At 61.2% G+C, this 25,063-nt stretch carries 21 protein-coding genes; 16 read left to right on the top strand and 5 right to left on the bottom strand.

Going from position 1 to position 25,063, the window contains the following annotated elements; genetic code table 11:
* Positions 1 to 54: 54 nt before the first annotated feature.
* Entirely contained in the window at positions 55 to 1,524 is a 1,470-nt protein-coding gene (locus QRX40_RS06395) for a serine/threonine protein phosphatase (RefSeq protein ID WP_313837127.1), read from the top strand.
* 10 nt (positions 1,525 to 1,534) lie between these two features.
* Here the strand turns inward: QRX40_RS06395 and QRX40_RS06390 are convergent, their stop codons facing one another.
* On the bottom strand, positions 1,535 to 2,281 hold the full coding sequence (locus QRX40_RS06390; RefSeq protein WP_172636696.1) for an IclR family transcriptional regulator: 747 nt from the start codon (positions 2,279 to 2,281) through the stop codon (positions 1,535 to 1,537).
* A 193-nt stretch (positions 2,282 to 2,474) separates the two neighbouring features.
* Between QRX40_RS06390 and leuC the strand changes: the two genes are divergently transcribed.
* The 9 genes from leuC to QRX40_RS06345 all read left to right on the top strand — a co-directional run bounded on the left by leuC (position 2,475) and on the right by QRX40_RS06345 (position 14,478).
* Entirely contained in the window at positions 2,475 to 3,878 is a 1,404-nt protein-coding gene (gene leuC, locus QRX40_RS06385; RefSeq protein WP_045923930.1) for a 3-isopropylmalate dehydratase large subunit, read from the top strand.
* Between the two features lie 52 nt (positions 3,879 to 3,930).
* On the top strand, positions 3,931 to 4,617 hold the full coding sequence (gene leuD / locus QRX40_RS06380; RefSeq protein ID WP_313837125.1) for a 3-isopropylmalate dehydratase small subunit: 687 nt from the start codon (positions 3,931 to 3,933) through the stop codon (positions 4,615 to 4,617).
* Positions 4,618 to 4,731: 114 nt separating this feature from the next.
* Positions 4,732 to 5,691, top strand: a complete 960-nt coding sequence (locus QRX40_RS06375) for a type II CAAX endopeptidase family protein (protein ID WP_313837124.1) — start codon at positions 4,732 to 4,734, stop codon at positions 5,689 to 5,691.
* Between the two features lie 167 nt (positions 5,692 to 5,858).
* Positions 5,859 to 8,387 (top strand): type II CAAX prenyl endopeptidase Rce1 family protein, encoded by a 2,529-nt coding sequence (locus tag QRX40_RS06370; protein ID WP_313837122.1) that lies wholly within the window; start codon positions 5,859 to 5,861, stop codon positions 8,385 to 8,387.
* 102 nt (positions 8,388 to 8,489) lie between these two features.
* Positions 8,490 to 9,542, top strand: coding sequence for a CPBP family intramembrane glutamic endopeptidase (locus QRX40_RS06365; RefSeq protein ID WP_313837120.1), 1,053 nt, complete (start codon positions 8,490 to 8,492; stop codon positions 9,540 to 9,542).
* Positions 9,543 to 9,681: 139 nt separating this feature from the next.
* Complete coding sequence (gene murA / locus QRX40_RS06360; protein ID WP_313837119.1) at positions 9,682 to 11,013, top strand: UDP-N-acetylglucosamine 1-carboxyvinyltransferase; 1,332 nt, start codon at positions 9,682 to 9,684, stop codon at positions 11,011 to 11,013.
* A gap of 14 nt (positions 11,014 to 11,027) precedes the next feature.
* Positions 11,028 to 11,921: a lysophospholipid acyltransferase family protein gene (locus QRX40_RS06355; protein ID WP_313837118.1), complete on the top strand. Its 894-nt coding sequence runs from the start codon at positions 11,028 to 11,030 to the stop codon at positions 11,919 to 11,921.
* A gap of 113 nt (positions 11,922 to 12,034) precedes the next feature.
* Positions 12,035 to 13,036 carry an NAD(P)H-dependent glycerol-3-phosphate dehydrogenase gene (locus QRX40_RS06350; RefSeq protein WP_313837117.1) on the top strand — a complete coding sequence of 334 codons (1,002 nt, stop codon included), beginning with the start codon at positions 12,035 to 12,037 and terminating at the stop codon, positions 13,034 to 13,036.
* A 293-nt stretch (positions 13,037 to 13,329) separates the two neighbouring features.
* Positions 13,330 to 14,478 carry a D-alanine--D-alanine ligase family protein gene (locus tag QRX40_RS06345; protein WP_313837115.1) on the top strand — a complete coding sequence of 383 codons (1,149 nt, stop codon included), beginning with the start codon at positions 13,330 to 13,332 and terminating at the stop codon, positions 14,476 to 14,478.
* Between the two features lie 87 nt (positions 14,479 to 14,565).
* On the opposite strand, the gene QRX40_RS06340 is transcribed toward QRX40_RS06345, so the two are convergent.
* Positions 14,566 to 15,441: a mechanosensitive ion channel domain-containing protein gene (locus QRX40_RS06340; protein WP_313837113.1), complete on the bottom strand. Its 876-nt coding sequence runs from the start codon at positions 15,439 to 15,441 to the stop codon at positions 14,566 to 14,568.
* Complete coding sequence (locus QRX40_RS06335; protein WP_313837111.1) at positions 15,438 to 15,890, bottom strand: GNAT family N-acetyltransferase; 453 nt, start codon at positions 15,888 to 15,890, stop codon at positions 15,438 to 15,440. Before QRX40_RS06335 ends, QRX40_RS06340 begins: the two co-directional genes overlap by 4 nt.
* A 201-nt stretch (positions 15,891 to 16,091) precedes the next feature.
* On the opposite strand from QRX40_RS06335, the gene QRX40_RS06330 reads away from it, so the two are divergent.
* A complete protein-coding gene (locus QRX40_RS06330; protein ID WP_313837109.1) occupies positions 16,092 to 16,766 on the top strand; it encodes a sugar O-acetyltransferase in 675 nt (224 codons plus the stop codon).
* Here the strand turns inward: QRX40_RS06330 and QRX40_RS06325 are convergent.
* On the bottom strand, positions 16,663 to 17,559 hold the full coding sequence (locus tag QRX40_RS06325; protein WP_313837107.1) for an ABC transporter ATP-binding protein: 897 nt from the start codon (positions 17,557 to 17,559) through the stop codon (positions 16,663 to 16,665). The genes QRX40_RS06330 and QRX40_RS06325 overlap by 104 nt on opposite strands.
* A 348-nt stretch (positions 17,560 to 17,907) precedes the next feature.
* On the opposite strand from QRX40_RS06325, the gene QRX40_RS06320 reads away from it, so the two are divergent.
* From QRX40_RS06320 to QRX40_RS06305, 4 genes are all read left to right on the top strand, one after another.
* Positions 17,908 to 18,933: a helix-turn-helix transcriptional regulator gene (locus QRX40_RS06320; RefSeq protein WP_313837105.1), complete on the top strand. Its 1,026-nt coding sequence runs from the start codon at positions 17,908 to 17,910 to the stop codon at positions 18,931 to 18,933.
* A gap of 124 nt (positions 18,934 to 19,057) precedes the next feature.
* On the top strand, positions 19,058 to 19,252 hold the full coding sequence (gene rpmB / locus QRX40_RS06315; RefSeq protein WP_015021347.1) for a 50S ribosomal protein L28: 195 nt from the start codon (positions 19,058 to 19,060) through the stop codon (positions 19,250 to 19,252).
* Positions 19,253 to 19,353: 101 nt separating this feature from the next.
* Positions 19,354 to 21,831 (top strand): ATP-dependent DNA helicase RecG, encoded by a 2,478-nt coding sequence (locus QRX40_RS06310; RefSeq protein WP_313837104.1) that lies wholly within the window; start codon positions 19,354 to 19,356, stop codon positions 21,829 to 21,831.
* 16 nt (positions 21,832 to 21,847) lie between these two features.
* Complete coding sequence (locus QRX40_RS06305) at positions 21,848 to 22,447, top strand: RsmD family RNA methyltransferase (RefSeq protein WP_313837102.1); 600 nt, start codon at positions 21,848 to 21,850, stop codon at positions 22,445 to 22,447.
* On the opposite strand, the gene trmD is transcribed toward QRX40_RS06305, so the two are convergent.
* The gene (gene trmD / locus QRX40_RS06300; protein ID WP_313837101.1) at positions 22,429 to 23,406 is read right to left on the bottom strand and encodes a tRNA (guanosine(37)-N1)-methyltransferase TrmD; all 978 of its coding nucleotides are present in this window, start codon (positions 23,404 to 23,406) and stop codon (positions 22,429 to 22,431) included. The two genes, QRX40_RS06305 and trmD, sit on opposite strands and share 19 nt — an antisense overlap.
* 243 nt (positions 23,407 to 23,649) lie before the next feature.
* On the opposite strand from trmD, the gene QRX40_RS06295 reads away from it, so the two are divergent.
* Positions 23,650 to 25,053 carry an MFS transporter gene (locus QRX40_RS06295; protein ID WP_313837100.1) on the top strand — a complete coding sequence of 468 codons (1,404 nt, stop codon included), beginning with the start codon at positions 23,650 to 23,652 and terminating at the stop codon, positions 25,051 to 25,053.
* Positions 25,054 to 25,063 lie beyond the last annotated feature (10 nt).

Below are 25,063 nucleotides of genomic sequence, written 5' to 3'. Positions count from 1 at the left end.
GGGGGGCTGCACTGATGGTCCTAGGAGCGAAGCAGGGTGAAGTAGGCTAGACGTATGAGTCAGCATTACCACGCGGATCAGGTCTCCCCACAAGGCGGCGAGGGAGAGCATGATCGACCGCTGTCCGTTTCGGCCCGGCTGGGGCGACTTCAGTTCCACTACTCGGGCAAGTTCAGACTCCTGCAGCTGGCCGACGTCCAGGAAGGCCCCAAGGTCTCTCCGGACACAATCAGGCTGATAGGCGCGGCTTGCGATGCGGCAAAGCCCGATCTGGTGGTCTTCTCAGGCAACCAGGTAGCCGGTTACGACACGGCCTACGAGCGCACCTTCCGCAAGAGGCGCTGGAGCACTCCCTTGGACGGCATCTATTCTGCTGGTCTGAGCATGGGCGGCGCCTTGGGGCTTGGGGGAGCCTCTCTGAAGCGCTCTGCCAAGTCCCAGGATGGCCAGGCTGCTGCGGACCGCCGGGAACCAGACCGCAGGGATGCCGAGCGTGTACGCCAGCAGAACATCAAGCACACTGAGGATCTGGTCCGCAGGACCGTTGGCCTGATCACCGGCCCGCTGGTTGAACGCGGGATTCCCTTCGTCGTCACCTATGGCAACCACGACTTCCAGTGTGGGCTGGACACCGACCAGATGGACGCCATCTATCGGGAGGTGCCCGGTTGCCTGAACCCGGAGGCTACGGTCGCCCATCCTGATCGGGTCCATGCGCTGATCGGATCGGCCCTGCCCTCCCAGACGGCTTTCGTCTGCGCTCCGGGCACCTTCGCGCTGCCTGTGGCGGATTGCGACGGTCACGGGGTGGTCATGGGCCTGGTCCTGCTGGACTCTGGCGACTATGCCCGGGCAGGAGGCTATGGCTCACCGTCGGCGCAGGCCCTGGACTTTCTGGCGGCCGCTCCCGATCTTCTGGGCAACCGTTCCATAGTCTTCCAGCACATGCCCATTCCCCAGTTCTACGATCTGCTCAAGCCGGTGCCAGCCACCACAGCCTATGCGGTCCAGGGCTACAGAAGTTTCGACTCCCGTTGCTACATCCTGGACGAATCGCGCACCTTCCCCGGCTCCTACCTGGGCGAGGGGGTCTCCTGCCCGGATGAGGACAGCGGCGAGTATGACCTGCTGACCCGGAACCGGGGCTATTTCGCCCTCTTCGCCGGGCATGATCACCGCAATGGCTTTGTCGGCCGTAGCGGAGATCTGACGCTGGGGGCCACGCCCACATGCGGATTCGGCTCATACGGTCCGGTGCCCAGCAAGCGGGCTGCCCGGCTCTTCGAGTTCGACATCCGCCATCCCCATCATCCTCGCACTCAGCTCCTGGAGTTCGGGCAATTGGTGGGGCGGCCAGGATCCCACAAGGTCTACACCTTCGCCATGAGCCATGTGCCCACCTCCACCGGGGACGCGGTCAACCTCTTGCGTCGGCCCGGGTTCTTGGCGGGCGGCCTGACGGCTCTTGCCGGGCTGATCGCTTCCTGGGGATCCAGCAGGCGGCGGTCAGGACCAAGGCGTTAGGAATTCCCGCTCAGACCCTGCGACGGGCGGGAGATGAGGCTCGCAGCAGGGCTTCTGTCAGATATTTGCCGGCGGCCATGACCAGGGGGGCGTAGCGCCTTCCCGGCGTTGTCGACATGCGGTTGACCGGCCCGGAGATGGATATGGCGGCCATGACCTGCCCGGATCCGTTGCGGATGGGGGCCGAGATGGAGCAGACGCCTTCTTCCCGCTCGTTGATGGATTCGGCCCAGCCGCGCTTGCGGACCGTGGCCAGGGTCGCTGCGTTGAACTTGGCGTGCCGCAGACCCTGATGGAGGCGCTCGGGTTCCTCCCAGGCCAGCAGAATCTGCGCTGCTGACCCGGCCTCCATGGACAGCAGGGCGCCTACGGGGATGGAGTCGCGCAGGCCCGAGGCGCGTTCCACCGCGGCGATGCAGACACGGACTTCGCCTTGGCGGCGGAAAATCTGGGCTGACTCGCCCGAACGGTTGAGCAGTGTATGCAGGATGGGCCCCGAGGCGGTCAGCAGTCGATCCTCGCCAGCGGCAGCGGCCAGCTCGGCGAAGCGGGAGCCTAGGACGAAGCGGCCATGCGCGTCCCGCAGCACGAAGCGGTGGCGCTCCAAGGCGATGGCCAGTCGGTGGGCTGTGGGTCGAGCCAAGCCTGTGGCGTTGACCAGCTGGCCCAGGGTCATGGGTCCAGTCTCCAGGGTGTCCAGAATTCGCACCGTCTTGTCCAAAACGCCGACGCCCGAATGAATCTCCTCCTGATGCATGTTCGGATCATTTGCGGAGGGATATCTGTCGTCATCGTTCATAGAAGGTGTGTCCATGGTTGAATTATGCCATCTCAGTATATGAAATGCAAAAGTTCATAACGGTTGGGCAGTTCCATACTCGGTGGTAAGAGGCCGGCGGGGTGCCGATGAGATTGGCGCTCCGGCTGGTCGCAGGTTTTCAGGAGGCGATATGGGACGCACAATGGCGGAAAAGGTCTGGGCCGATCATTTGGTCAGAAAGGGCCAGGGAGGCGAGCCCGATCTGATCTACATCGATCTGCAGCTTATGCACGAGGTGACCAGCCCACAGGCATTCGAGGGGCTGCGCCTGGCAGGCCGCAAGATCCGTCACCTGGACCAGGTCATCGCCACCGAGGATCACAACACCCCCACCATCGACATCGATCGGCCCATCGCCGACAAGGTCTCGGCCCTGCAGATCTCCACCCTGGAGCGCAACTGCCGGGAGTTCGGGGTTCGTCTGCATCCCTTGGGGGATGCCGATCAGGGCATTGTCCACGCTTTTGCACCCGTCCTGGGACTGACACAGCCCGGCATGACCATCGTCTGCGGCGATTCGCATACCTCGACCCACGGGGCCTTCGGGGCCCTGGCTTTCGGCATCGGCACCTCCGAGGTGGAGCATGTTCTGGCCACCCAGACCCTGAGCCTGAAGCCCTTCAAGACCATGGCCATCACCGTCCGCGGTCAGCTCAAGCCGGGCGTGGGCGCCAAGGACGTCATCCTGGCCGTCATCGCCAAGATCGGCACTGGCGGCGGCCAAGGGCACGTTCTGGAGTACCGGGGCGAGGCCATTCGGCGCATGTCCATGGACGCGCGCATGACCATCTGCAACATGTCCATCGAGGCCGGGGCGAGGGCCGGGATGATCGCGCCGGACGATACCACCTTCGCTTACTTGGAGGGCCGGCCGCACGCCCCCAAGGGGGCCATGTGGGATCAGGCACTGGACTACTGGCGTACCCTGCCCACCGATCCGGACGCAGTCTTCGACAAGGAGGTCATCCTGGATGCCGACCAGCTGACCCCCTACGTGACCTGGGGCACCAATCCCGGACAGGGTCTGCCCATTGCCGCTGATGTGCCTGTGCCCGAAAAGATCGCCGACCCGGCCAAGCGTCAGGCAGCCCAGGAGGCCATCGACTACATGGGTCTGAAGCCAGGGATGCCCATCCGGGACATCGCCGTGGACACCGTGTTCATTGGCTCCTGCACCAACGGGCGCATCGAGGATCTGCGCGCGGCGGCAGCCATCATGAAGGGACACCACAAGGCCAAGAACCTGCATCGCGTCTTGGTGGTTCCGGCCTCTTCGCGAGTTCGCATTCAGGCCGAAAAGGAGGGGCTGGATCGCATCTTCGAGGACTTTGGAGCCGAATGGCGCAACGCTGGCTGCTCCATGTGCCTGGGCATGAACCCCGACCAGCTGGTGCCGGGGGAGCGCTCCATCTCCACATCCAACCGCAACTTCCAGGGTCGTCAGGGCAAGGGCGGCAGGACGCATCTGGCCTCGCCCGAGGTGGCCGCTGCGACGGCCATCCGGGGAACCATCTGCTCCCCGGCCGATCTGTAAGCCCATCAATCATTCGTCATCGTCATCGCCATCCAGCAGGCAGGAGGTCATCATGGAGCCACTTTCCGTTGTCACCGGGGTCGGGGTGCCCTTGCGTCGCTCCAACGTCGACACCGATCAGATCATCCCCGCCGTATTCCTGAAGCGGGTGCAGAAGACCGGCTTCGAGGACGCGCTCTTCTACGCCTGGCGAAGGAATCCGAATTTCGTGCTCAACCGGCCCGAATATTCAGGTGCCCGAGTTCTGGTGGCCGGGCCGGACTTCGGCATCGGCTCCTCGCGCGAGCATGCGGTCTGGGCTCTGCGGGACTACGGCTTCCGTGTGGTCATCGCCCCCCGCTTCGCCGATATCTTCTATGGGAACACCGCCAAGAACGGTGTTCTGGCCGCCATCATGCCCCAGGAATCAGTGGAGTTGCTCTGGAAGCTCCTGGAGGAGGACCCCGGCACCGAGATGACCGTGGACCTGGGCGCTCGCACGGTCACCTGCGCGGATGTGACTCTGCCCTTCCAGGTAGACGACTATGTGCGGTGGCGGCTCATGAACGGTTACGACGACATTGATCTGACCCTCCAGCACGAGGATGACATCCGTGCCTATGAGCGTATGCGGGCCGAGCGATTCCCCTTCAAGCCGCGTACTCTGCCGGCCCAGCACATGCCCGAAGAGCCGGTCACTTCAGCCAGGGAGGGTCAAATCGACTGGCCTGGACCCCTGGCTGACCGCGGCATCATTTGACCGACGGGCCGTGAGCCCTCATATGAAAGCCATTTGCTCCCTCTTCGCTTACCATGGAATGAGACAGCCATTGATCGCCTGTGACTAGTTGGCGAGTGAAGAGGAGCGGTTATCATGAGGCACAGCAGCGGCGATGTGCACGACTGGGGCGTTAGACGGGCAGTGAATACCCTAAGTGCTTTTGCCTTCATCTACGTGGCCATAGAGACCCTGGCAGGTCTTTTGGGGAGCAAGGTGGTTCTGCCTGCTCTTTTCCCGCATGCTTCCGAGGCACAGATCAACGGCCCTCTGGGTGACTGGACGGTGGCCATCTCCGTAGTGCTGGCCCTGCTGTTTGCCTTGATCAGCCAGTGGCCGGTCATCGTGGGCCATGAACGCCATGGCCAGGATCAGGTGCAGTGGGTCACTGCGCGACGATTCAGCCTGTTGGCCTTGATCATCGCCCTGGCCTGCTTCTTCCTCAGTCAGCTGGTGGCCGGGGTAGCCAACTCCGGACTGAGCGCCATTCTGTCCAGTACTGGCCTGCATCCGCCGTCCGCACCAGGTGATGGAGGCATGGAAACGCCGATCATGCTCTTCTATGGCATTCTTTTGGGGCCCTTTGCCGAGGAGCTGGTCTTTCGCGGGGTCATCATGAACGGTCTGCGCCGCTTTGGCCGGGTCTTCGCCATTATTACTTCTTCTCTGCTTTTCGGCTTCATGCATGGTTCCTTGGTCCAGGGTCTGTTCGGTTTCATTTCCGGCCTGGTTCTGGGCTATCTGGCCATGGAGTATGGGCTGGTCTGGTCCCTGCTGGTGCACATGCTCAACAACGCTTTCTCTTCAGGATTGTTGGCCAAGTACATGCCTCTGGCACCCGAGGTGGTCCGCATCGGCCTGGGCTTTCTCATGATCCTGGTGCTGCTGGTTGGCGTCGTCGGGCTGCTGTTCAAGATAAGGACTCTCCGTGATTACTGCCGCAGCAATCGTGCTCCCAAGGGAATCTACGCTTCCTGGCGGGCGCCTTGGTTCCTGCTCTTCTGCCTGGCATGCCTGCTGATGGCCCTGAGCGAATTCGTGCCAGGACTGGCCTGACCAGACAGTCGATGGCGGCCGGCCCATTGTCGGGATTCCGTCGGGGAAGGGCGGGGTCGGGCTAGACTCGGATATGTATTGTTGATATGAACGTGGGGAAAGGTTCGTGTCGCTGGACGCCCTTGGCGGTCGTACGGTAGTGCATGAAGGGGAAGGATCATCGACGGATGAGGGATGACGAGGATCGCGGCAGCGGCAGCGAGTCTGCTGATGTTCAAAGCGATCAGGGGCGCTGGAAGATGTCGCGCTCCTCTATTGCCCTCATGACTGCAAGCCACAGTGCCAGCAAGGACTACGCCCGTCATTGGGATTATGAGGAAGGGTCCATCGACCTGCCGCCCTTGAGCCTGCCGGGGGAGGCCGTGGATGATGGCTTGGCCTACCCGGGACGGATAGCCCATAGGAAGACCGCGGTTCTGGGTGATGAAGGAGCTGGCGGCAAGGGTGCCAGACCAGTCGGTGAACGACCTTCAGTGCTTCCAGGATCCTATGATTTTTTGGACTCGGTCACCATGGCCAGTCAACCGGGAGTTCCCGCATTTCCCCCTGAAGATCTGCCAGCAGACGGGCACGGCGGAAAGGAATCTGACAAGGAGTTGTCTCCGCGGCGTGTGGTGGTTCGTCGAGAGCCGGAAGCCGCAAAGGCCAAGGAGACCCCGGCGCAGCCTCAGCAGCCTGCGGCCAAGGTCGTCTGGTCCTGGACGAAGCCCGAAAAGAACAATGGCCCGGTCTTCTCTTGGAATATGCCCAAGCGTCGTAAGCCGTCCGCAAGCACCCGTGCTGGCAAACCTGCGGCTTCCGCTCCTTCCGCAGTCAGAACAGCCGAACCAAAGTCGGCGACTATGCTCGAGGCGCCCTCGGGTTCCGGCGCTGAGGATTCGATGTCTGCGAAACCGGGTTCGGAGATTCCTGCACCCGCAGCCTCTGTTCATGCGTCTGAGGCCCCTGTGGTATTCGCCGACCGGCCAGTCGTTGTCCGTCGCTCGGATGCCGACTGGGATTCCCTGGTCACTGGTTCATCGGCTTCTGGGGACAACGGTGCTGCTGCACAATCCGTGTCCAGTGGAACCGATCATCAGGGGCGTCGGGTCTGTTCGACTCCACGGGTAGTTGCCCAGCCTGCCGCAGTCGCCGGTGACGATACCGGTGGTCGGGTCGTTTCGTCAAAGGCTATTGACGGACAGGAGAGGGCGCTCGCGCACAAGGATCATGCCGGCCAGCCCATGCAGACCGGTCAGGCAGCGATTGCCGTTCAGCCTGCCCCTGCCGAATCTTCAGAGGCTGTGAACGCAGCACCGGCGACGCAGTCAGTCGTCCAGTTTGCGTCTTCGCCGACATCCGTATCCGCTCCAGGCGCTTCTGTGGCTCTCGCCGCCAAGGCTGCCGAGGCTGCTGCAGCTGCTGTGGCGGCCAAGGCCAAGTCCTCAGAGACCGAGGAAGCCGCAGCGAATGCAACCAAGCCGACCCGTTCTTCGCATGGTCTTCATTTCGGACTATCTGCCAGAGGTCATGAAAGAAAGAGGGGAGCCCGTCGGTCGTCCAAGCGGCAGGCTGCTCGCAACCGTAACCGTCCTTCAGCCGAGTTGTCAGCTCCGCGGGTCGTTTCCAATGCTTCGGCAGGACCGGTCACAGGGACAAGCCGGCCGGAGCCGGTCAGCTCGCAGCCGATCGCTGTTCCAAGTGAACTTGACGCTGTCGCGCCAGCTGCTGAAGTTGTGGCCAAGCCCGCCACCGGCAAGTCCAACACCTACACAGCCAGTTCCGGGGTCCTCCACGCCGTCAACGGACAGGCCGCCTTCGCCTTCGTCTATCTGGCCATATCGGTTCTGGTGCTCATGGTCGGTTCGGGGATGATCCTGCCAGTCGTCATGGAACAGGTCAAGGACCCCAGATCCATCGCCTTCCTATCCGACGGGATTACTCTCCTGTCGGTCCTGCTGGCGCTGACCTATGCCTGCATTTCAGAGTGGAGCGTTATTCGAGGTGTGGATCAGCGGGGACAGGACGCCGTCCGCTGGCGAACGGATCGAAGAATGACCCTGGCGGCTCTGCTGGCCCTGGTCGCGGTGCTCCTGCTGGGCCAAGGGATGGTTCATGAACTGAACAAGTTCTTCAATCACTTCGGTCTGCTTCTGCACATCCCCTCCCTGGCCTCGCACAGCCTGCTGGTCACCGGGGCTTCCTCGCCGATGATGGCCCTGTATGCCCTCCTGGCGGTCCCCCTGGCTGAGGAGCTGGTCTTCCGCGGCATCATCCTCAACGGGCTGCGTCGGTATGGCCGGGTCTTTGCCATTCTGACCGCATCCTTGCTCTGCGCCCTGCTGCAGAGTGATCCGGTCTCCGGGCTTTGGATCTTCCTGTTGGGGCTGGCATTGGGATACTGCTCCCTGGAGTATGGTCTGATCTGGGCCGTCGGAGCCCGTGTGCTCGGTGATCTGCTCTTCAGCGGCCTGCCCAATCGATATCTGATGAGCGCTCCGAGAACTGCTCGTCTGTCGATTTTGGCAGTAGCGCTGGTCTTGGTTCTGGCTGGGCTGCTCATGTTCTTCCTGCACCGCACCAGCCTCTTGGACTACCGGCGGCGCTATCGAGCCCCTAAGGGCACATATGTTTCCTGGAGGCAGCCCTGGTTCCTGCTCTACTTGCTGCTCTGCCTGCTGCTGACGGTCTTCAAGTTCGTGCCCGGCCTGCTCTGAGGCATGACGCATTGGCGCTGCGGTGGTGGCGTAGACTTGGACAAGCTGGAGGTCAATGCCGGATGGCCGAACCTGCAGAGGATCATGAAAGGGCATGGTGACATGGGGCAGACAGCGACGGCGCCCGACGCGTCAGGGGCCGGGCAAGCTCAAAAGCCCAGACGAGGCGTGGCGGATCGCGCATGGATGAGTGCGGCCAGAGGTATGCTCAACCGTCAGGCCGCCCTGCTGCTGGTCTACCTGCTTATCATCAACAGCGTCGGCCTTCTGTTCGGTGTGCTGGCTCAGATGGAGTGGAATGCCGTGTTTGATCCAGTGCCTGCCCACTCGGGATTTATATATGTGATGAGCCATGCGGACAAGGAGTATGGGGGCATCATCAACCTGATCGCCGCCTGCACAGGCCTCTGCTTCCTGGTCTTCACACGACGTCGGCAGATCTGCGATTCCGGTCCTCTGGGCATCTTCCATACTGATCTGCACCCCATGACCTGGCAGGTGCTGCTGGGATGCTTTGCGCTGACGCTGACCGGGCAGACCCTGGCCGACTGGTATCAGTCAGGCATGGACTGGACCACGGCGCGGCTGGGAGTGCAGCAGTCCTGGACCACGACCGAGCAGATCCAGCAGGCCTCGGGTACCATTCCCATGTTCATCTACGTCAGCCTGCTGGCCCCTGTCATCGAGGAGCTGGTCTTCAGAGGTGCCATCCTGCATGCGCTGAAGCCCTACGGCCACGTCTTCGCCATCGTCACCTCCGCGGTCATGTTCGGTTTCTTCCATGGCGACCTTGGCCAGGGGTTCTTCGCTTTCATTATGGGTCTGCTCCTGGGCTATCTGGCCTGCGAATACTCCATCTTCTGGTCCATAGCCCTGCACGTGTTCAACAACCTGGTCGTCAGCGACGGGCTGGAACTCCTTCTCGGGTTTATGAGCGACAACATGTCCTCCTACATCAACGTGCTCATGATGCTGGCAGGCTTGCTGGCGGCCGTCCTGGTCCTCTATTTGGGCCGTCATCGGATTACCGCTTTTCTGCGGGAAAACCGCACCTATACGAACGTCTATGGCGCCTGGGCCTGCCCATTTTTCATCATGCTGCTGCTGATCATGGGCTTCACGATGCTGACCCCCTTCGTTTCAGCTGGCGCCTGACCAGTATCCGACTGGTTGGACGCCCTATGCCCGAGGCGACAATTCACGGTGTCCCCACACCCCTTGTGGCAGACTTGCAGATAGGGCCGATGATGTGCCAAAGCCCGGCTCTGAGCAGATACGAGAAGGAAGCCGATATATGCCCAAGGTGAATACACAGAATGATGTGCTGCATGTGGTGGGCGGCAGACCCCTGCACGGTACCATCCAGATCCGCGGGGCCAAGAACTTCGTCAGCAAGGCCATGGTGGCGGCCCTTCTGGCTCCTGGTGTTTCAGTGCTGAAGAACGTTCCTGAGATCCGCGATGTCCATGTGGTCTCGGATCTGCTGAGGCTGCACGGGGTCAAGGTGGATGTTCGTCCCCAGGAGGGTGTGGTCACCATCGATGCCAGTCATGTGGAGCTGGCCGACGTGGCTGATGTAGACACCCTGTCGGGCTCTTCCCGCATTCCCATCCTCTTCTCCGGCCCGCTTCTGCATCGGATAGGGGAGGCGTTCATCCCCGTTTTGGGCGGATGCCGCATCGGCAGCCGGCCCATCGATTTCCATCTGGAGACCCTGCGCAAGCTGGGGGCCAATGTCGACAAGGAGCATGAGGCCGGCATACACATCACGGCGCCCAATGGTCTGCATGGGGCCAAGATTCACCTGCCCTACCCTTCGGTGGGCGCCACGGAGCAGACTCTGCTGGCAGCCGTCATGGCCGAAGGGCGCACTGAGCTGTCAGGGGCGGCCACCGAGCCCGAAATCATGGACCTGGTGGCGGTCCTGCAGAAGATGGGTGCGCAGATTTCCGTGGATGTGGACCGGACCATCCGCATCGAGGGGGTGCCATCCCTCAAGGGATTCACCCATACCTCCTTGCCCGACCGGATTGAGGCCGCTTCCTGGGCCTCAGCCGCCTTGGCCACCCATGGCGACATTATGGTCAAGGGCGCCCATCAGCCCGATATGATGACCTATCTGAATGTCTTCCGCAAGATCGGCGGCCAGTTCGACGTGCGCGACGACGGCATCCGCTTCTGGCATCCGGGCGGCGACCTGCGGCCCGTGGCCATTGAGACCGATGTGCATCCTGGGTTCATGACCGACTGGCAGCAGCCGCTGGTGGTCGCTCTGACCCAGGCCAAGGGTCTTTCCATCGTTCACGAGACCGTCTACGAGAACCGCTTCGGCTTCACCGAGCCCTTGATTCAGATGGGCGCCACCATCCAGCTCTACAAGGAGTGCCTGGGGTCCCTTCCCTGCCGCTTCCAGCAGCGCAACTTCAACCATTCGGCGGTCATCTTCGGGCCCACCCCGTTGACCGGCCAGGACATCGATGTGCCCGACCTGCGTGGCGGCTTCAGCCACCTGATCGCCGCGCTGACGGCCTCCGGTCCCTCCACCGTCCACGGCATCTCCCTGATCGATCGCGGCTACGAAGACTTCCGCGACAAGCTGCTGGCCCTGGACGCGCAGATCGACTGATCCGGCAGGCATAGATGGCTTCCAAAGGCAAACCTTCCCCGCGCTCTGCGGTACCGGCCCTGTCCGACCAGCAGGTGGCCCTGTTGGCCCAGCGGCACAGGTTGGTGGATCCAACCCGCTACTATCCCACTGGACACCGCATACCGGCCCTGGATGAGATAGACGGTCAACACCCTGTGGGGACTACCCGTCTGTTGCGCGGAGTCTCCCAGGTGGTGCGAGACTCCTGCCGGGTCTATGCCTGGGGCCTGGAACGGGTGCCGCAGAGCGGTACCTTTATCACCGCAGCCACCCATGTGACCCAGTTTGACGTTTTCATTCCCATGATGGCGCTCTTCCACCTGGGTCGTCGTCCCCGATACATGGCCAAGGCCGAAATGGCCCATTGGCCCCTTATCGGCAGCTGGTTCCGCATGGTGGGCATGCAGCCGGTGGAGCGCAAGTCAGGTAAGGCCAGGTCGATTGAGGAGGAGTCGATCAGCATTATCACTTCGGGCAGGCCACTGACCATTTGGCCCGAGGGAACCGTGACCCGTGATCCTCTGAAGTGGCCCATGTCGCTTAAGCCCGGTGTCGGATTCATCGCCCTGGAAGCCTCGCGACAGCTGGGTCGCATGGTTCCCCTGTATCCCAGCATCACCTGGGGGGCGGCTTCGATCAATCACAAGTGGCCCTGGCCTCGAAAGAACGTGGTCATGTGCTATGACCGGCTCCTTGACTATTCCGACCTTCTGGAAGACGTGGATCAGTGGGGAGCGGAACCCCCCAAACAGTCCGTGCATGCCCTCTGTGTCCGCCTGCGCAACCGGATGGAGGAGGTCATGGCCGAGATCCGTGGCGAAGAGCCCCCAGCGGCTGGATACTTCGATTACGTGACCATGACCCGTCGGCCCAGAAGCGAGCAATAAGGCCGGAACCCGCCTCTAATTCCAGCTGCCTGGCGGCGGTGTCATAGGATGGTAGAGACAAGAATAAGGCTGCTGGTCGGCGTTCCCGTGCGCACGGCATTATGCAAAGGAGAATGATGACGAAGATCGCGGTATTGGGAGCAGGCGCATGGGGAACCGCTTTTGCCCAGGTATTGGCTGACGCAGGCAATCAGGTGATCATGTGGGACATTGACCCGGATGTCGTGGACGAAATCAACAGCAAGCGTTCGAATGCCCGCCGCCTGCCGACCGTGGAAAGGCTGCCCGATGCCATCAGCGCTGAGGGTGACCGGGCCAAGGCTGTCTCGGGGGCTGAAATCGTGATCGTGGCCATAGCCGCTCAGCATGCCTGTGAGGCCTTGACGGAATTCAAGGGTCTGCTGGGTCATGATGCCATTGTGGTTTCCCTGATGAAGGGGATTGAACGGGGCACTGACAGACGGATGGATCAGGTGGTCCGCCAGACACTGGATCTGGACTCAGCCAGGTTCGCGGCTGTCTCCGGCCCCAACCTGAGCAAGGAGGTGGCCGCCCGCGAGCCGAGCGCCACCGTGGTCGCCAGCACTGATGCCGATACAGCCATGAGAGTAGCCCGTGCCTGCACGAACGACTATTTCAAGGCCTTCGTCTCGGACGATGTGATCGGCCTGGAAATGTGCGGGTCGCTGAAGAACGTCACTGCGCTGGCAGTCGGGATGTCACGAGGGGCTGGATTCGGGGAGAACACAGCCGCCATGATCCAGGCCAGGGGCCTGGCTGAACTCACTGCTCTGGGGGAAGCCTGCGGGGCCAAGTCCAAGACTTTCGCCGGTCTTGCCGGGGTCGGCGACCTGGTGGCCACCTGCGGTTCATCCCTGAGCAGGAACTACACCTTTGGCTTTAATCTGGGTCAGGGCAAAAGCCTTGAGGAGGCTACCCGCGTCAGCAAGGGTGTCGCCGAGGGCGTGCCCACCACCGATGCTGTCGTCGCCCTGGGCAGGCGTTACCAGGTGGCGACCCCGCTGGCTACGGCCATGAGCCATGTGCTGGGTCAGGGTCTGAGCTGCCGGGGCATGATCGACGAGCTGTTCGGGGGGCAGATCACCACAGAGTGAGTCTGGCGGCCATCAGAACATTCTGATGACTATAGAGGGCGCGAAGACTTTGAAGCCGGCGCTACCAGCATTGTGCTTAACGATATATGGTTTTCCGGATCAATCGCGTGTCTGACTTGTCCGGTGCCTTCGTCAGCTCGACCATGCCTGTTCGTGCCAAGCTTGTGGATGAGCGACCCTGACCAGGCCTTGCTGCCCGCCAAGGGGATATTCTGCTGTCTTGAGTGGTGTATCTGCCCGAGCAGATGCGTGAGGCTCGAATGCATGTCCAGGATGAGGAAAGCCGAGGGATGATGGTCAGGAAACGTGTTGTGGTGCTCTATGGCGGGCGTGCCGACGAACATTCCATATCCTGCGTGTCAGCGGCCGGCGTGCTCAATGCCATCGATACCGACCGGTATGAGCCCGTCCCCATCGGCATCACCAAGGACGGTCGATGGACCATCGGCGGCCAGGATCCCAGGCAATGGGGTCTGGGCGATGCCAGTCTGCCAAGGGTGCAGATAACCGAAGGCAGCCGTCCGGTCATCCTCGACATGGCCCGTGGCAGGGATGGGTTTCTGATCGGCGACCATGCCGACCTGGTCTCTGGAGCCCAACCTTCCGGGGCAGTCGGTTCCCTGGAGCCTTTGGGGCATGTTGACGCGGTCTTTCCGGTGCTCCACGGCCCATACGGTGAGGATGGCACCCTACAGGGTCTGCTTGAAATGATGGGCCTGCCCTACGTTGGGTGCGGGGTCTTCGCCTCTGCCGCATGCATGGACAAGCACTATACCAAGATTCTGCTCAGCCAAGCCGGCATACCTGTGGCTCCTGGCATCACCATAGACTCCCGTGAACAGCGATCCGGAGCCGGCCTGCTGGCCGCTGTGGAAAAGGCAGAGCTGCATTACCCGCTCTTCATCAAGCCCTCCCGTGCGGGATCCAGCTTTGGCGTGGTCAAGGTGGAAGAGCCCAAAGGCGAAGCCCTGGCTGCTGCGGTCGCCGAGGCAGCAAAGCATGACTGGCGGGTTCTGATAGAGGAGGGCATTGAGGGGCGGGAGATCGAGTGCGCCGTGCTTTCATCGAGCAAGGACAGAAAGCCCCGTACAGCCTGGCCAGGCGAGGTGGTACTGGACAAGGCTGATCAGGACGAGGCCTTCTACGACTTCGACAGCAAGTATGTGGACTCTTCCGCCTCCCATGTAGAGGTTCCCGCCGACCTGCCGGAGGAGACTCTTCAGAAGGTTCGCGACCTGGCTGCCAAGGCCTTCAGAACCGTGGACGGCGCCGGTCTGAGCCGTGTCGACTGCTTTGTGACGTCCCAGGGCAGGGTCATCGTCAACGAGATCAACACCATGCCTGGTTTCACGCCCATCTCCATGTATGCCAAGGCCTGGGAGGCCACCGGGATTACCTACACCGATCTGATTACCGAGCTGATTGAGGGTGTATCTGCCTGACGCGGAGTCGCCTGCGGAGTTTGAGGCGTCTCGTGAGAGGAAAGATGCCGTTTTGCATTTCTCCCGCAGGATGAGAGGATCATCTGGTTAATACTCAACGTCTTTTGTTTGGAGCTCGGCCTCCTGGACCAGGTAGTCCTGGCCCGCCAAAGCGCGGGTGGCGGCATCCTGCATATCGGCGGCGATGACGCCCTGCTTGGCGAACATGACTACCTGGCCCTTGATGCCGTAAGGGGTGAAGCCCTGGAGCTGGACGATGGGCGGGTTGGATGGCATGGCCATATTCCTGGTTGCCTGGGCCACGACCTGTGCAATGGAACGGGAGGACTTGGCTATATCGGCATCCCCTCGCAGGGTGAAGGGAACCGTGGTGGCGGCCTCGCCTGCCTCGGTGATCTTCTCAAGCGCCGTGGTGTTGAGGATGGAGTTGGGGATCAGCAGCTGGTTGCCGGTCCTGTCGATGACGATGGTATGGCGCCAGGTCACATCGCGGACGGTTCCGGTGGTGCCTTGGATGGTGATGATGTCGCCGGGCTGGACCACCTTGCTGACCATCAGTCCGAAGCCGCCGACGATGTTGGCGATTGTATCCTTCAATCCGAAGGAGAGGGCCAGGCCGCTGACGCCTAGGGCGGCGACCACCGTGGATGGGTTGATTCCGAAGACGGGTTGCAGGACGGTGGCAGCGGCGAAGATCCAGATCAGGGCGCGGACGATGTTGACGAAGATGGAGGCACTGGGCAGGTTGGTTCGTTCCAGGGCACGTCGCATGGCCGCCGCTACGATCTTGGAGATCAATGCAGCGCAGACAGCCACGACGATCAGCAGGATGATCTTTCCGAAATTCTGGCGGAACCAGTAGATGACGGCATCGCTGAAGCTGGAGATGGCCTGTTCCGACCTTCCCATGGGATCCTTGTCCGGATCGACGCTTGTAGTGGCAAGATTGACGGTCAGATTCATGAGGCCTGGACCTCCGGCTCGTTTCCAGCGCTGTCTGTTAGGGGCTTGTCCATCCACATGTGCGGACATCCCTCGTCCTGATCGTGAATGCCCATATCCCGATACCCTAAGGACTTATAGAAGCCCGCTACCCGTTCTTGGGCATGGAGTGTGAGCCGGTCGGCCCCGTGGCTCCGAGCGGTTTCCTCAGCCTTGCCTACCAAATTGGCGCCCCAATGTTGGCCGCGGTAGGGCTTTAGAACAGCCAAGCGGCCAAGTGTCCATGTCTTGCCCTGGTCGGGGAAGACTCGGCATACTCCGACGGGTTCATCCCCGTCATAGGCCACGATATGGAGACTGGCATCGTCGGTTCGGTCGAACTCGTTGTGAAAACCCTGCTCTTCCACGAATACGGCCTTACGGATGGCCTTGGCATCCGCGGGAATGGCCTCGCTCACCTCATACCGCATGCTTCCTCCTCGCCACGGTCCTCCGCTGTCTCCAATCTACCAAGCTTGACCCTCGGCATGAACGGATGTCCGCAACCGGACGACGAACGGTCCCTGCGACTGTCGGCTGTCTGACCCAGACGATTACATGGATGAGGACTCTGCAAGCAGTGCGGGCTTGCAGCAGTGACACTGAAGTGACGCGGGAACGATGGGATGGCCATGGACGAAGACTCGAAACTGACAGGTGTGGCGGCCGCCAGAGCCGCTAAAGGGAATCGGCGCTCGCAGCGGGAGCGGATGCTATCTGGCGAGCTCTATGATGCCTCGGATCCTGAATTGAGCCAGCTGCGGGTCAAGGCCCACGAACTTTGCCGTCTTTTCAACGCATCTTCTGAGCAGGAGCGGGACCTGCGCAGCCGGCTTCTGGATGATCTGGTGCCCGAACACGGTCAGGATTTCGACTGTATGGGGCCCATCTACTTCGACTACGGATGTTTCACCAAGCTCGGCTCGCGCATCTTCGCCAATTTCAACTTCACTGTTCTGGATACCTGCCCTGTGCAGATTGGCGACGATGTGATGATCGGCCCCAACGTCACCCTGGCCACCCCCTTGCATCCCCTACGGTGGCAGGAGCGAAATCTGAGGCGCCATGAGGATGGCTCCCTCTACGACTACGAGTTGGGCGCTCCAATAACCATCGGATCCAACTGCTGGCTGGCATCAAACGTGACTGTGGCCGGGGGAGTGACCATCGGCGATGGTGCGGTTATCGGGGCCGGATCCGTGGTCACCCATGACATCGCACCTGACTCCCTGGCCGTGGGTGTGCCCTGCCGGGTAATCCGGACCATCGCCGAGGCTGATCGGATGGAACTGCCAGAGGAGGGCTGAAGGCCTCCTGGTTTGGCGCAGCATCCATGCTGGCCAGCTGCTGGGCTATGGTCTGTGGGTCTCCGCCCGGGCAAGCAGCCTGAATGCGCCCGTCCTGGAGGAAGATGACCCGGTGGGCGCGGGCGGCGACGTTGGGGTCGTGGGTCACCATGAGAATGGTCTGGCCGCTGCGGACGGCCAGGTCGAACAGGTCCATGACCTCCCGCGAGCTATGGGTGTCTAGGGCGCCCGTGGGCTCGTCGGCCATGATGATCTCCGGGCTGGCGGCCAGGGATCTGGCGATGGCCACGCGCTGCTGCTGGCCTCCGCTCATGTCAGCTGGATAGGTGTTGGCATATCCCTCTAAGCCGACGTTCGACAGGGCAGACAGGGCTGCTTGGGCGGAGATTTTCCTGCCGCCGAAGAGGCTGGACAGCATGGTGTTCTGCAAACAGGTGAAGGCGTTGACCAGGTTGTAGTCCTGGAAAACGAAGCCGATATGGTCGCGCCGGAGCCTGGTCAGCTCTTTCTCTTTCATTCGGGTCAGGTCCTCCCCGGCGATGGCCACTCTGCCCTGCCTGACCTGGAGCAGTCCCGCGGCGCAATAGAGGAGGGTCGATTTGCCGGCGCCCGAAGGTCCCATGATGGCCGTCCAGGTTCCCGCCTGACATTCCAGGCTGATCTCGTCCAGCACCCGGGCGCCCTGCTTCTGTCGCGTTCCGTAGTCGTAGCAGATCTTGTCCAGAATGAGCGGTTGTGCGTATGGATCCTTGATCGCCCGATGCTGCATCGTTGCCTCACTTTCAGTCGTCATCTGCCTAGTTTCTACCTCTATAAGACCATGGCGAGAGCTCCTGTCAGGGTGTTTTCAGGGTCGAATCGGGGACGATTCAGGGTTGTGGTCTGCAGGATTCGCATTCCCTTCTGAAGGGTATGTATCGTGAACATAGAGGGGACGTATTGCTTGCCGGAGGGGGGATGATAGGGATTCAGCGACCACCTGCTTCCTTGGAATTGCAAGGAAGCAACCGTCGGTTGACAGAAAATATTGGTGTCTTTGTCTGGTGCAACCCAAAGCTGGTGGCGGTCGGAGCCCTGCACGTTTCATCATGGTCTCGTCGCTGGTTGAATCGGCAATCTGCCGATCTGGAGAAAGAACATTATGAGTTTCAGAACCAATGTGCAATATCTGCGTTCGCAGCGCAACATGACTCAGGAGCAGCTGGCCATGCTGGTGGGGGTATCCCGTCAGGCGGTGTCCAAGTGGGAGTCGGACAAGGCGTATCCTGAGATGGACAAGCTCCTGGCCATCTGCGACCTCTTCGGCTGCACCCTTGATGACCTGGTTCTAGGCGATGTTCGGCAGCCGGGTTCCGGGCAGCGTGCGTCCAGGCCGGACCATCAGGATGCCGCACAGACGACTTCGACAACGCACACGACTATACCTGTCCAGTCTGTTTCGGAAGACGTGACCGGCTACGCCTCCTTCAGTAATGCCTACAGCCTGCGGATGGCTTTCGGCATCGCCCTCATCATGCTGGGACTGGCTTTCGCCGGTCTCTTCGCCGCAGTCAGCCAGCCGACTGACGCACAGAATGGTCTGGCCTTCCTTGCTCTGATGATCGGCATCGTCCTGGGCCTGGCCTGTTTGATACCGGCGGTTTCCGCCAGAAGGGATTTTCGCCGCCGGCATCCCTATGTAGCGGATTTCTATACCGATGAGGAGCGCTCGCGAGTTTACCGGCAGACTACCTGGGAGTTGGTCTGCGGTCTGGCTGTCGTGCTCCTGGATGTGGGGATCAACTCTGCCGGATACCTGATCTGGGGCTGGTCCGATCAGGTCAGAGGGTTTGTCTTCTTCCTTCTTCTGGCTCTGGGGGTCTTCCTACTGGTCCACGCTGGAACAAGCCATAGGATGATGAACCTCCGGGTCTACAACAGGCAGGTTGATTCCGTCGATGACGGTCGCTGGGATACTTACCGGTATGAGCACCGGATAAGCAATGCCATCAGCGGAACCATCATGGGTCTTTGTACGCTGGTGGCCCTGACCATGCTCTTCTCGGGCAATTACGACAACCTCTTCGGTTGGCGCATCCCGTTCTGGGCCATCTGGATCATCGGCGGGGTGTTCTGCGGGGTGCTCCAGTCTCTGATCGGCATCTTCCGCAAGCCTCCTCGTGCATGAGACCGTTGATTTGCCTTCCCTGGTGGAATGTAGTAGTCTAACAAAGTTGTGTGTTCATCCGTGGCCTTGTGCTGCGGGTCGGAACACCTGGGACGACTTGGAAAACAACGTAAAGGAAGTCATCATGGCAGCTCGTTGCGCGGTGTGCGGCAAGGGCCCGCAGACCGGTTACAGTGTTTCTCATTCGCATATCCGGAACAAGCGCATCTTCCGCCCCAACCTGCAGTCGGTGCACACCACCGTTGATGGTCAGAATGTGCGTCTGCGCGTCTGCGTCAAGTGCCTCAAGGCCGGCAAGGTGCAGCGCATCGCCGCCTGAGTGCGGTTCGTCGGTCGTATATGGACCCCCGGGGGCATAAGCTCCGGGGGTTCTTGTCATCCTGAGGGATGATGGTCGGCGCTTGCGGGAGGTGATCGGGTATGTCGGCAGTGGCTCGTGTAGGTCTGCACAGCACCGTGGCCTCGCTGGTGGCCAACAGGCGTCGGGTGAGCGCTCTCAAGGCTCTGGGCGTGGTCACGGTCGGGGATGCGCTGACCTACTATCCTTTCCGCATTACCGATCCCATGCAGATCACCACTATTGCCGGCATTCGGCTGGGTGAGCCCTGTGCCTTCGCCGCCCGGGTTGATCAGGTGCGTCTGGTGCCGCTGAGCGGGCACCGGGGTTTTCGGCTGGACGTGATGGTGGATGATGCATCCTTCGTCAGCGGTCGGGGCGGCACTCCGCTGTCGGTCAGGCTGGTTTTCTTTTCTCACAAGAAGCCCTATATGGACTGGATGGTCCGTCGGCTGCAGGTGGGGGCGGATCTGGTCGTGGCCGGTGAGCCCGGCATCTACATGGATCAGCTCCAGTTCACCCATCCCGAGACCCTGGTTGTCGCCGATGCTGATCAGGAGGTTTCAGCGGACGCTTCCCGGCCTGATGCGGCCAGCCTTGACGAGGCCCTGGAGCGGGTCCGTCGACCGCGGCCGGTTTATCATGCCAGCTCCCGCATCTCCTCAGACCATATTCACGATGTCATTCTGGGTTTTCTGCGTCTGCTGGCGCAGGCCGATGATGCATCTGGCACCATCCCTGCAGCCGGTGCCGCAGAAGAGGAACACAACAGTGCCGAGGTCCGCATCAATCCAGAAGCGTTGGGTCGGGCTATACCCGATGTGCTGCCCGAGCAGATCCGTGTCGACCAAGGGCTGATGCATCGTGCTCGTGCCCTGCTGGGCATGCATGCGCCCGACAGCCCTGACGACTTCGCTGCGGCACGCAAGACCCTGCGCTATGAGGAGGCCTTCGTCTCGCAGACAGCCCTTCTGCAGACCCGCCGACAGACCCAGCAACAGCCCACTTATCTATGCGCGGATTCGGGTGCCGACCGTCCAGACACCCTGCCTGCCCGTTTCATCGACTCTCTGCCATTCCAGCTGACCGATGGCCAGCGTCAGGTCATCAATGATATCGGCGTCGACATGGCCAAGGATCAGCCCATGCAGCGGCTTCTGCAGGGCGAGGTCGGCTCCGGCAAGACCGTGGTGGCCCTGGCAGCCATGCTCCAGGCGGTTCAGGCTGGTCATCAGGCTGTCTTGGTGGCTCCCACCCAGGTGTTGGCCGAGCAGCACTATGCCTCCATCGGCGGCATGCTCAAGGCCATGGGCACCGATGTGACCGCTACTGCCGTCGAAGGCCGCCATAAGCCTGTGGACAACGTCACCATGATTCGTATGACGGATCAGCTGGTGCTGCCTCTGGTGCTGTTGACCGGAGGCATGAGACTGGCCCAGCGCCGTTCCGCTCTGGCTGTCTCGGCTTCGGGCCGTCCCTGCATTGTCATCGCCACCCATGCGGCCTTCTCCAAGACCTTCCAGGCCCCCAATCTTGCCCTGACTGTTATTGACGAGCAGCATCGTTTCGGGGTTGAGCAGCGCGAGGAGCTACGCCGCAAATCCGAGCGCGTTCCCCATCTGCTGATCATGACCGCCACGCCCATCCCGAGAACAGCCGCCATGACCTGGTTCGGCGATTTGGACATCTCCGCCCTGACCGAGCTGCCCAGCAACCGGAAACCGGTCCGCACGCACGTCATCGCCGAGTCTGACGGACCGACCATGGGCGCCATGTTCCTGCATCTGCGCCGACGGATCGAGGCTGGGGAGCGGGCCTATGTCATCTGCGCCCGCATCGATGATGAGGACGACCCTTCGGCCTCCTCAGACCGCTCCGGCCAATCCAGTGCGTCTGACTCCCAACCTGAACTGCTGGTTGAGGAAGGCCAAGGTGATGGCCAGCGTCCGCCTCTACACTCGGTGGTTGAAATGAGTCAGCGACTGGCTGCCCTGCCGCAATTCCAAGGCATTGCCATGGCCACGCTGACTGGTCGGGATGACGACGCCACAAAGAATGCTGTTATGGCGGATTTCGCCTCGGGTCGCACCCCCCTGCTGGTAGCCACCACTGTGGTGGAGGTGGGGGTGGATGTGCCCCAAGCCTCCTGCATTGTCATCTTTGATGCCGATCGGTTCGGGCTCTCCCAGCTTCATCAGCTGCGTGGCAGGGTGGGTCGCGGCGGCACTGACTCTTGGGCTTTCCTGATTTCGCGCGCCCCTGAGGATTCTCCAGCTGCCGAGCGGCTTGAGGTCATTCGTGACACTACGGACGGGGCCAAAATCGCAGAGGAGGATATCCGCATCAGAGGAGCCGGCGACGTGTTGGGCGATGCCCAGTCCGGTGGCCATTCCTCCCTGAAGCTTCTGCGGGTGGTCACCGATGCGCCCATGATCGCCCGTGCCCGCACCCAGGCAGGCCAACTCCTGGAATCCGACCCCACTCTGGTCGGGCAGCCCGAGCTGGCTGGCGCTGTCTTGGACTTTATGAGAGGCAACGAAGGTTTCCTGGTCTCCAGCTGAAAGGACAACAGACCATATGCACATCATCGCCGGCCGCTTCAAGGGATTCCCCATTCCCGCAGCACTCAAGGGCACCCGGCCCACCACCGATCGGACCAAGGAGGCCATTTTCTCCCATCTGGAGTCCGGAGGCCTGCTGTCCGGTGCCCGGGTCTTGGACCTGTTCGCCGGCACCGGGGCCTTGGGATTCGAAGCCCTATCCCGCGGTGCCCAGAGCCTGGTGGCTGTGGAGTCTTCTGGTCGTGTCGCCGGACTGCTGTCACGCTCGGCCGCAGGGTTGCGACATCATCCTGCCTGGGATTCAGCCATGGACATTCGCGTCAGCAGAAACCGTGCCGAGCGCTTTGTTCGTCCCCTCTCCTCCGGTCATGAGGATGCAGGTCTGTCCGAGGCCTGCTTCGACCTGGTCTTCATGGATCCGCCTTACGATCTGTCGACGGAGGACTGCCAAAGCATTATGACCGGTTTGACTGGCCGAAAAATGGTGGACGATAGAGGCATGATCATTCTGGAGCGATCGACACGTACCCCGTGGCCCGCGGCTCCTCAAGGATGGACCACTGATCAGGCCCGCACCTATGGGGAGACAGCAGTCTACTATCTGACAGCCCGCTGATCATCCATGGAATTTGACGGCTGATCCAGAGGTCTCGGATGCGTTTCCCGTGTGTCCCAGCCCAGGTCTTCCAAGAGACGGCGGTCATGCTTATTGAAGGTTGAGCAGTCCAAGCGGGCAATCAGGTCGGGACGGATCCGATTGGTCCGCCTGATGGCCTCATCGCGCCGGAACCGGTCCACCTTTCCGTGGTCGCCGCTGGTCAGTATCTCGGGCACGGCCATGCCACGCCAGGTTGTGGGGCGTGTGTACTGGCGATATTCCAGCAGGGGCTCATCACCTGTGTAGGATTCCTGCACGATGGATTCCGGATTGCCCATGAACCCAGGCAGTAGCCGGGTGATGGCCTCCAGCATGACCGAGACGGCCACCTCGCCCCCATTGAGCACGTAGTCGCCGATGGAGTACTCCCGGACGTCGATCCCCTGATTCCGGTAGTAGTCGGGGATGCGTGCGTCATAGCCTTCGTAGCGGCCGCAACCGAATACCAGCCTCTCCGCCCGTGACAGTTCGGTTGCATCGGCCTGGGTGAACAGGGGTGCGGATGGGTTGGGGAAGATCAGGACTGGACCGGCCGCACCAGCCTTGTAGCTGTCTGCCGGTGAATCGGCCTCGGCTGCTGTGCCATCGCTTTTCTCGCCGGACCTCTTCATCGCTTCTTTTTGTCCATTAACATCAGCGGTGTTGGCTGTCTGGTCCGAAGGCGGTTGTTGCTGAGTCGGTCCATCTGGCATGCCCAGCAGATCGTCCAGGCACTGACCCCAAACTTCGGGTTTCATGACCATACCTGCTCCGCCGCCAACCGGCGTATCGTCCACGGAGTGGTGCACGTCATGGGTCCAGTTGCGCAGATTGTGGGCGTGTATGGCCACCAGACCTTTCTCTTGGGCCTTGCCTAGCAGACTGAGTCCAGTTACGTCAAAATACTCGGGAAAGACAGAGACGATATCGATTTGCATGTCACCAACTCTACCCAAGCCTGTTCGGGTCGGAATCGGGCACGGATTGGTACACCTATGAGTGTTACACTGTCTGGGTCTTCAAGTCGCGTATGAATCCGGCTTGGGAGATGTCATCAACGCAGCCAGAGAGCTATAACCGTTGCGCAAACAGCAATGAGAGCGGCATCGGATGATGCCATGCCGTACGGATCCGTGGAGATGGCTATGCGAACAGTCTGATGCTTGAGGAGCGGACGGTCCATGGTCGACCATGTTGATAAGAGAACAAAACTGCTGATTACCGGCACTGCCGGGCTCGCCTTCTGCGGGGTCCTTTTGGAGACCTCGCTGAACGTCACTTTTCCGGAGATGACCCGGTACTTCAACACCGGACTGGGCACGGTCCAATGGCTGACTACCGGCTATCTGCTGGTGGTGGCACTGACGGTTCTGGCTGCCGCTTGGCTGGAACACTCATTCACAACCCGCACATTGATTTTGGCCAGCGTAGGAATATTCCTGGGCAGCGACCTGATGTGCATTCTTGCTCCATGTTTTCCCCTCCTTATGGCGGGGCGCCTCCTGCAGGGCATCAGCACTGGTATCGTTCTTCCCCTGGTCTTTTCCCTGATCATGAAAAAGATACCTCTTCACATCCAGGGTCGTTACGTGGGCAGCGCCGGCATGGCGGTGGCACTGGCGCCCTCCCTGGGTCCGACCTTTGGTGGAGCCGTTATCCAGGCCTTATCCTGGCGGGCCATCTTTCTGATCGTGCTGCCCATTGAGCTGGTATTCGGGATTATTGCCCTCATCTCGGTTGACAGGGAGAGCGCCCATGTCGGTCCTTTCGCCTGGCTCCAGTTCCTTCTTCTGGGTATTTTCCTGACCAGTCTGACCATGGGTCTGAGCACCTTGGATGTGCATGGTCCAATCACCTGGCTGTCCTTGTTTATTGGTGCCCTGGCACTTGTTGCAGGGGTCTGGACTCTTGTGCGCCAGCGGACCAGGCTGATCAACATCGCGGTCTTCCGGAACCGTACTTTCACCTTTGCCTTGATCCTCTACTTCCTGGTCCAGTTTGTTCAGATAGGCCTGACGTTCATCTTGCCCAACATGGCCCAGTCCGTCCTGGGAGAGACCTCTACCGTCGCCGGCCTGCTTCTGCTGCCAGGAAGCCTGCTCTCCGCACTCTGCCAGCCCATCACAGGCGGCTATCTGGATGGCCATGGCCTGCGTGGACTGCTTGCGGTGGGAAGCACTGCCTTCTTCCTCTCGGCCTTAGGCTTCCTGGTCCTCAGCCGGCACTTGTCCGTCCCGCTGATGGTCCTTCTCTACGCCTGCTACATGGTCGGGCAGGCTTGCGTCTTCAACAACCTGCTCACAGTCGGGCTGCAGCATATCCCAGCCAAACTGGTGCCTGACGGCAACGCGCTCTTCAACACCCTTCAGCAGTATTCAGGCGCCGCCTCGACCGGCGTCCTGGCTGCAATCATCACTGGCATGCCCAAGGCCAGAGGGATCCATGCCGGTCCTCAGGCCTTCCAGTTCGGCGCCGTCTGGGCTTTCGTCTTCGTCTTTCTCATCGTCCTGGGCATCCTCCTGGTGGCATGGTTCCTGGAGCGCAGCCTGGCCGATCAGGATAGGGATGGGATTCAGGTTGCATGACCTCTGATTC

Source organism: Bifidobacterium sp. H6bp9, from assembly GCF_032193695.1.
Taxonomy (GTDB): Bacteria; Actinomycetota; Actinomycetes; order Actinomycetales; family Bifidobacteriaceae; genus Bombiscardovia; species Bombiscardovia kimbladii.
The sequence above is the reverse complement of the archived record's forward strand: the minus strand, read 5'-3'. Positions and strand labels throughout refer to the sequence as shown.